Raw genomic sequence first — 3,845 nt, 5'->3', positions numbered from 1 at the left:
TGATGGTACCCCTTTTACGTTTGCCGAGCTATAAGGGAATCCCTAATAGTAATAGGGATTCCCAAGCCATTCCCTGGGTCATTTACCGAAAAAACGATGCCACCATGACCTTTTTTCCTGGACTGCTGCTATTTGCATCTGCGCTTCCTTTTCCTCTTGCATCATTCTATTTCGTTCCTGTTCATGTTGATCCATGCGATCCAATTGAAGCAAAATTTGATTCAGCTTTTCATCTTGTTTCGTTGTCATTTCTTTTTGCTGCTGGATAAGTTGTTGGATTTGAGAGGTAAACCGCTGCTCTTGCTCCCGAAGAAGGGAGTCTACAAGAGTCATAACGTCATGACTTTGTGAGTCTTGGGGATTTGGGAGGGCTTGCTCCTGTATTTCTGTCATGTCGTCATGACCTTTATTCTTTCTCCATTCTGCAACCTCTTTGGCGACTGACTCTAGGGTTACACCATCATAACGACTTAACTTGATGAATGTTTCAAGTGTTTGAATGTCCAATTCACTAAACATTCGATGGCCTTGCGCATTTTTTTGAAACACAAAGCCTTCTTTCTCAATGAGTGAAACATATTTCTTAAAAACGGATTCCTTTACATCTAAGATCTTCATAACTTCGCTACTTTTATACACGACCGTCATACCGTCATATCCCCCTTTCTCCTACGGCTTCCTTCTATATGTAAGTAGGGAATCCCTTTGTAGTAGTTAAAGATCATGTAACCGAGGACGAAGTAGGAGTATCATATACGACGGTCATACCGTCATGACCTCTTTCCGCATAAGAAAAGGAGCTTTCGAGATAAAAGGAAGACTGGCTATCCTCGACATATGGCATGAGGGAAAGGATCGTCCTCCTGAAGCAAAGGTCATGCACTATTTAATGGAACATTTGAATCAAGAAAGGGAATCCCTCCTAATAGTAATAGAAACTACCAACCTAATATCTGGAATACCTCAAACTCCTCCTTCATATGCTGTAGCAAAGACAAGTAGAAGGAAGGATGAAACAAATGATTTCTCCCTATCAAGTTGAATACACGATGACCATTGGAAATCGTATTGTAGGTGAATGTCTTACAGTGTATGCCTCTTCTGAATTCTTTGCTATAGATAAAGTTAGGCAGGAACTTCATCGTCGTTTTGGTTCTGCGACATCCATCGAATTACATGCTTCTTCTAGCGTAGATCGTGTTCCAGAACGTGTCACTATGGGGATCTAAGTAGTTTTTTTGAGTCTTTTATATTTGTAGAGTTGAAATAAAGTTACGATGTTATAAAAAAGAGGCTCCGTTTTACCCCTTTGGATAAAAATCAAAATTGAGGGGGTGTTTTTATTTTGAAATTAGTGGACTAGAACCTAGGATTGTCCATATTCTTAGCCTATTCTTCGCGTGAAAAATAGGCAGGATTTTATGAAAAACCCGTACCAGTACGGCATTTCATAAAATCCTGCCTATTTGCTATTGTTCAAGAATGAGAGAAACCCAATATTAGCGCGGATGCCCATGGGCATGGCATTTACGGTAATGTGGGATTATGTAAACTAAGTTTGTATAGAATATACATTGTTATTTTTGACAAAATGGAATTTAAAAGAAGGTGTTTGCGGATGAAATTGTGGGGGATTGCTCTTAATAAATTTATTGATGAGTGGAAAGATAGAAGCGACGTAACAGCAGCACTCGTACGTGGAAGTTACATAACAGGTAATCCATCGAAGCGATCGGACTTATTACTTAAATGATAAGTTTTTCTTATGAATGTTATATTATTATTCCTAATTTACTTATATTAAAAAGGATATTACGATGGGTTTGAACGTAATTGAAGTGTCAATTGTCAGATACAAGTTAAATGAACTTTTATTATAGGCTTAGATTCATGAAAAGTCTATGAGCTGAGGATGGGCAAACTAGGGGGAAATATTTATGATGCAAGGTGAAAAAATTACAGTAACGAACGGTGTACTGAACGTACCAAACAATCCAGTTATTCCTTTCATTGAGGGAGATGGAACAGGTCCAGATATTTGGGCAGCATCTGTACGTGTATTAGACGCAGCAGTTGAAAAAGCATACAAAGGCGAAAAGAAAATTGTCTGGAAGGAAGTACTTGCAGGTGAGAAGGCCTTCAACCAAACAGGGGAGTGGCTTCCTCAAGCAACGCTCGATGTAATTGATGAGTACTTGCTTGCGATTAAAGGACCTCTGACAACTCCAGTAGGCGGCGGTATTCGCTCTCTAAACGTGGCATTGCGCCAAGAGCTTGACCTGTACGTATGCCTACGCCCTGTTCGTTATTTTGATGGCGTTCCATCCCCAGTAAAGCGTCCAGAAGACACTGATATGGTAATCTTCCGTGAAAACACAGAGGACATCTATGCAGGTATCGAGTATCAAAAAGGTTCCGCAGAAGTACAAAAGGTGCTTGAATTCTTACAAAATAAAATGGGTGTAAAGAAAATCCGTTTCCCTGAAACATCCGGTATCGGTATTAAGCCTGTTTCTGAAGAAGGAACAAAGCGTTTGGTTCGCGCGGCTATCCAATATGCAGTAGATCACGGCCGTAAATCTGTAACGCTTGTTCACAAAGGAAACATTATGAAGTTTACAGAGGGTGCGTTCAAGAACTGGGGTTACGAAGTGGCTGAGCAAGAGTTCAGCGACAAAGTATTCACTTGGGCGCAGTATGACCGTCTTGTAGAAGAGCAAGGCAAGCAAGCAGCAAATGAAGCGCAAGCAGCAGCAGAAGCAGCTGGCAAAATCATCGTGAAGGATTCTATTGCAGATATTTTCTTACAACAAATTTTAACTCGTCCGAAAGAGTTCGACGTAGTGGCAACAATGAACTTAAACGGCGACTATATTTCTGATGCATTAGCAGCACAAGTAGGCGGTATTGGTATCGCACCTGGCGCTAACATCAACTACGTAACAGGGCATGCTATTTTCGAAGCAACGCACGGTACAGCTCCGAAGTATGCTGGCCTTGATAAGGTGAACCCATCTTCTGTTATTCTTTCAGGTGTATTAATGCTTGAACACCTTGGCTGGAACGAAGCAGCGAACTTAATCATAGGTTCTATGGAGAAAACAATTGCATCTAAAGTAGTAACATATGATTTTTCACGTTTAATGGACGGTGCGACAGAAGTGAAATGTTCTGAGTTTGCTGATACTCTAATACAAAATATGCACTAATTTAACAGATGGTTCAGGTGGGTAATTCTAAATTTTTAACTTGATGGGTATGAAACATACAAATAACCTTAGGATAGCGAGGATCAACCTAAGGTTATTTGTAATTATTGGATAATTTTAAATGAGAAACCTCATTACAAATTAACGCTGCTCATATCCGGATAACGTTCTCCTGCTGCCACACCTTTTGGAGCTACTTCATTAATACGGCGAAGGTCTTCTTTGGATAATTGAATTTTAAGGGCTCCAATATTTTCCTCTAGATATTGAATTCGTTTGGTTCCTGGAATCGGGACAATATCATCACCTTGAGACAGAATCCAAGCAAGTGCTAGCTGTGAAGGCTGACAGTCTTTTTCTCTTGCTAATTCTTTAATTTGATTCACAAGATCTAAATTTTTTGTAAAATTTTCTCCTTGAAAGCGAGGAGAAAAACGACGATAATCATCTTCTGCCAAGTCTTCAAATGTTTGAATTTGCCCTGTTAAAAATCCTCTTCCTAAAGGACTGTAGGCTACAAATCCAATTCCAAGCTCACGGATAACAGGTAAAATTTCGTCTTCGACATCTCGGCTCCATAGTGAATATTCCGTTTGAATGGCTGTTATTTCATGAACCGTATGAGCACGACGGATC

At 40.0% G+C, this 3,845-nt stretch carries 4 protein-coding genes; 2 read left to right on the top strand and 2 right to left on the bottom strand.

The window, feature by feature from the left end; all coding sequences use genetic code 11:
- Positions 1-78: 78 nt before the first annotated feature.
- Positions 79-648 (bottom strand): MerR family transcriptional regulator, encoded by a 570-nt coding sequence (locus tag AAHB12_RS30975; RefSeq protein ID WP_342048913.1) that lies wholly within the window; start codon positions 646-648, stop codon positions 79-81.
- Between the two features lie 371 nt (positions 649-1,019).
- On the opposite strand from AAHB12_RS30975, the gene AAHB12_RS30970 reads away from it, so the two are divergent.
- On the top strand, positions 1,020-1,229 hold the full coding sequence (locus tag AAHB12_RS30970) for a DUF3903 domain-containing protein (protein ID WP_342048912.1): 210 nt from the start codon (positions 1,020-1,022) through the stop codon (positions 1,227-1,229).
- A gap of 708 nt (positions 1,230-1,937) precedes the next feature.
- Positions 1,938-3,209, top strand: coding sequence for an NADP-dependent isocitrate dehydrogenase (icd, locus tag AAHB12_RS30965; protein WP_342048911.1), 1,272 nt, complete (start codon positions 1,938-1,940; stop codon positions 3,207-3,209).
- Positions 3,210-3,343: 134 nt separating this feature from the next.
- On the opposite strand, the gene AAHB12_RS30960 is transcribed toward icd, so the two are convergent.
- Positions 3,344-3,845: aldo/keto reductase (locus AAHB12_RS30960; RefSeq protein WP_342048910.1), on the bottom strand; the 502-nt coding region annotated here is incomplete at its 5' end.

It is taken from the genome of Bacillus sp. OTU530 (assembly GCF_038440375.1).
Note: the sequence above shows the minus strand (reverse complement) of the source record. Positions and strands in the feature narration are given on the sequence as shown.

Bases quoted from the DNA above. Each gene is read 5' to 3' on its own strand.
- AAHB12_RS30975 (WP_342048913.1), bottom strand. From the start codon at position 648: ATGACGGTCGTGTATAAAAGTAGCGAAGTTATGAAGATCTTAGATGTA.
- icd (WP_342048911.1), top strand. From the start codon at position 1,938: ATGATGCAAGGTGAAAAAATTACAGTAACGAACGGTGTACTGAACGTA.
- AAHB12_RS30970 (WP_342048912.1), top strand. From the start codon at position 1,020: ATGATTTCTCCCTATCAAGTTGAATACACGATGACCATTGGAAATCGT.